At 59.4% G+C, this 3,524-nt stretch carries 5 protein-coding genes; 2 read left to right on the top strand and 3 right to left on the bottom strand.

The window, feature by feature from the left end:
• On the top strand, positions 1–312 hold a 312-nt coding region (locus EET67_RS26325; RefSeq protein WP_245451249.1), incomplete at its 5' end, for a glutaminase.
• A gap of 84 nt (positions 313–396) precedes the next feature.
• Entirely contained in the window at positions 397–711 is a 315-nt protein-coding gene (locus EET67_RS25180) for a hypothetical protein (RefSeq protein ID WP_245451250.1), read from the top strand.
• Between the two features lie 707 nt (positions 712–1,418).
• Here the strand turns inward: EET67_RS25180 and EET67_RS26745 are convergent.
• From EET67_RS26745 to EET67_RS25195, 3 genes are all read right to left on the bottom strand, one after another.
• A complete protein-coding gene (locus tag EET67_RS26745; RefSeq protein ID WP_128628898.1) occupies positions 1,419–1,517 on the bottom strand; it encodes a transposase in 99 nt (32 codons plus the stop codon).
• 340 nt (positions 1,518–1,857) lie between these two features.
• Entirely contained in the window at positions 1,858–1,998 is a 141-nt protein-coding gene (locus tag EET67_RS25830) for a hypothetical protein (protein ID WP_165900046.1), read from the bottom strand.
• 601 nt (positions 1,999–2,599) lie between these two features.
• Entirely contained in the window at positions 2,600–3,433 is an 834-nt protein-coding gene (locus EET67_RS25195) for a Fic family protein (RefSeq protein ID WP_281011216.1), read from the bottom strand.
• Positions 3,434–3,524 lie beyond the last annotated feature (91 nt).

Below are 3,524 nucleotides of genomic sequence, written 5' to 3' on the forward strand. Positions count from 1 at the left end.
AACCTCGAAGTTCTTGCTATCAGACATATGTGCGCTCACAGGAGCCTCCCAGGACAAATCACCCTGGAGACTCCCAGATCAGCGAACCAGCCGCTACGTGGGGTGACCTACGCGCTTACCTACGATATTGGATTGCCGGGAAAGAGCGGGATAGGCGGAGGCATTGTTGCCGTCTCTCCGGGAAAGGGTGGTTTTGGCACGTTTGCGCCCCGGCTCGATGCTGCAGGCAATAGCGTAAAGGGCCAGCTGGCCGCGAAATTCCTGTCCCAGCGCCTCGGGATGGATCTTTTCGTCTCGAACCCTGAAGTGTGAGGGCACGCAAAGGCCCAGCGTCTCTCCGATCGCGATCAGATCTGGAGGAAGTCATAAGGTTCGCTCATCACGCAGGCATTCAACGTGCTGGTCACGGCTTCGCCGAAAGAACTCGCAGGCGATGTCGGAGCGCTACGCGGCACGACGCAGAATCTGGCATCGGCGGTGGGAACGGCCGTTGCCGGCGCGCTCCTCGTCGGTTTGTTGAGCACCGTCGCGCTTGCCAGCATCGCCGCTAGCCCGCAACTCACGCCCGAGCTACAAGCCCAAGTGGACCTCGACAACATAAACTTCGTCAGCAATGACCGGCTGGAGAGCACTCTTACCGGCACCGATGCAACGCCGAAACAAGTGGCAGAAGCCGTACGGGTGAATACGAGGCGCGGCTGCGCGCACTGAAGATCGGGCTGCTCATCATGGCAGGGTTGGCACTTCTGACGATTATCCCGGCAGGAAAGTTGCCCGGCTATCGCCCGGGAGAATTGCCGGCCAACCTATCCTCGCAGCGAAAGACACAAAGCCGTGCGACATGCATTATGCATTGGCCAAGGCTGCGGACCTCAGGAACGAGCGGTTTCAAACTAAAATGCCTGCCTTTCAAGGCTCTAACAACAATTTCACGAACAAAATCCAGTTTTGGGCATCGAGGATTAGTTGGCTGCCGTTCAGCAATCGGGGCCCCCGGAGGATCGCTCCGCGGCCTCATCTCTGCCGTTCCTCCTTCGAAGGCCAATCCCTGAAAGCGCCGACAGCTGCTCATCACCCGAGAGTCCCCAAATCGACCGCATGTGTGGGAATACACTGGCGCGCGCCAACCGGTGAGTGTCAGAGTGCAGGGGCCCGGACCGCGCCCGGGACGTGGGGCCGGCATACCGACAATAGAACTAGATGGCGACCAGCTCGGCGAGCTTGGCCGCGACATCTTCCATCGGCTCTTCTGCAGTGCTCAGGCCGCTTCGCTAGGCCAGCAGGGGGCCTGACATTGCGGAGAGCTTCATATGTCGTGTTGTGCACGATGGGAACGAGCCGCTCTCCTGCGAGAAGAGCCGAAAGTTCTGTGTCGGCAATGCCTTCTGGCTGGAGGCGATACAGCAGCGCAGGGGCCACTAGGACAGCCCATGCCGGCGGGCCACCGCCGAAACAACCGCACCAGGCGCAAACGACTCCTCCAGGATCTGTGCCCGATCGTCAGCGTTCCAGCGCACCGTTGATCACTTCAAAGCGCCGAACCTCACCTTCCGGCTCAAGTCTATGGTCAAGTCCAGACACAAAACGATCCTCCAAAAATGGATCGTCAAAATACGCCCTTACAGCACGCTGGGAAAGGCTGGACGGGATCGCACTTACGATTGGCCGTCCGCCCTGACGGAGAATGGGCCGTGGAAACGCCCCAACCAAAAAAGCCGCCCGGAGGGCGGCTGTTATCTGGCTGTAAAATCACGAATTGGTTGGTTGCGGGGCCTTGCAACCGCCTTGACCTACTATTCCATGCGCCGGGAATTCGCATCAGCTAAGGCTTATAGAGCGCTATGTCTGCTCTGCTTGTTAAGCAGGAGACAGCAGATGCTCACATCTGTCCGCAAAGGCGGCGACCGTCTGCAGCGCGATGTTATCGAAGGGCTTGCCTTCATCCTTTGCCAGCAGCTCGCGTTTTTGCAGGAATCTTCTGATCGAGAATGCCGCCATGTCCGCAAGTTGCAGTCCGGGTACCGACGCCGAAGATGGGACCACCGCCTATGAACTTCCCCCCTTCCGGTCAATGCTCAACCACTGGCCCGGTTTTCGCGCTGTCCTGATCCAGAATGAGTACGGAACTCGAAGCGTCCGGTCCCAGCCGTTCGAGAAGGGTGCGAATGAACACCCGCTTTAGCCCTGCCTTATGCCCGACGCTGACCGCCCGTTCTTTTGCGCAGAGACTTTCAGCTGCTTGAACTGGCTCTTGAAGACGTAGGTGTGATAGAGTTTTACCGACGGTGTTGTCACAAGGTCCCGCATGAGTTCGAATGCACAAATCCGGTCCTGTATATTCACCTGTCTCCAGTTGGACGAACTGTTCGGATTGACGATTTCCTTTGTGTGGAACTCTGTCTGACCCAGACCTGCCAGGCGCTCTGACATCCGGGAAACCGCCAAGCTGTAGGATTCCGGGGGCAAGACCAGAGCGCAGAGTATGCGCAGATCAGCGGCGAGCCCGGCACGTGCGTCCCGGCCAAATCCGTGCCATCACAGAAGGCAAGAGTGCGTCCCGGCTCTTCCAACTGGCCGAGGACGGCATTGACAATACTGGTCATGAAGCCTCCTCGAAGCCATCGAAGGCTTCCCGCACGATGGCTTCCAGTTGAGCGACTTCCCCGTCGGTAAGCGCCTCGAACTCGCCTTGCCGCCGCTTCTTCGACAGCGATCCGCCGTTCTGCAGGACGAACATGATAAGGTTCTCGGCAAGCCGGTCGGGCATCTCGACCGTGTCCATGACGCGGCGCAGGGCCTCGTCATGTCGGCGCAGATATTCGATCTCGCGCGGCAGGTCGTGCTCGACCGTATGGCGGACGCAGCCGTACAGAAACTCGGCGGCAGAGGTGTAATCGAAGTACCGGTAAAGGTCGGCGGTATCGTTGAGCACCTCGACATTCCTGTCCGGCGTCGGCCGCCACTCGATAAACGGCATCAGGGGGCCGGTATCGGCCTGAAGGGTTGTCCGGTAGCTGTCGATCCGGTCCAGCATGACCGAGGAAACCGGGAACACCATGCCCGGCGGCGTGAATTTGCGTTCGGCAAGCACATGGTGGATCAGGCAACGGTGAAGCCGCCCGTTTCCATCCTGTAGCGGGTGGACATAGACGAAGCCGAAGGCCGTCGCCGTCGCCTGCAATACGGGATCGATCCCCGCTTCGCTCATGCGCTCGTTCGCATCGATCAGCCCGCCGACGAGGTCGGGAAGGTCTTGGGGGCGTGCGCCGATGAATTCAGGGAGCGGATCGTAATTGTGGTCGCGCTCGCCGAGAAACACACCTTCGCCGCGAGGGCCCGGTTGGATGAACCTGGTATCTTCAATGAGAATCTGGTGGAGTCGGGCGATCTCCTCGACCGTGAGTTTGGGGTCAGAACAAGAGCTGCTCGAAATCGTACGCTAAGACCGAACGGAGCGGGAACGTCATGCAGCGCGGAGGATTCTTCCAGGAAGTCGCAATGGCCTGAAGCCTTCGGGCATCTGC

It is taken from the genome of Borborobacter arsenicus (genome assembly GCF_003934165.1).
GTDB classification, from domain to species: Bacteria; Pseudomonadota; Alphaproteobacteria; order Rhizobiales; family Rhizobiaceae; genus Pseudaminobacter; species Pseudaminobacter arsenicus.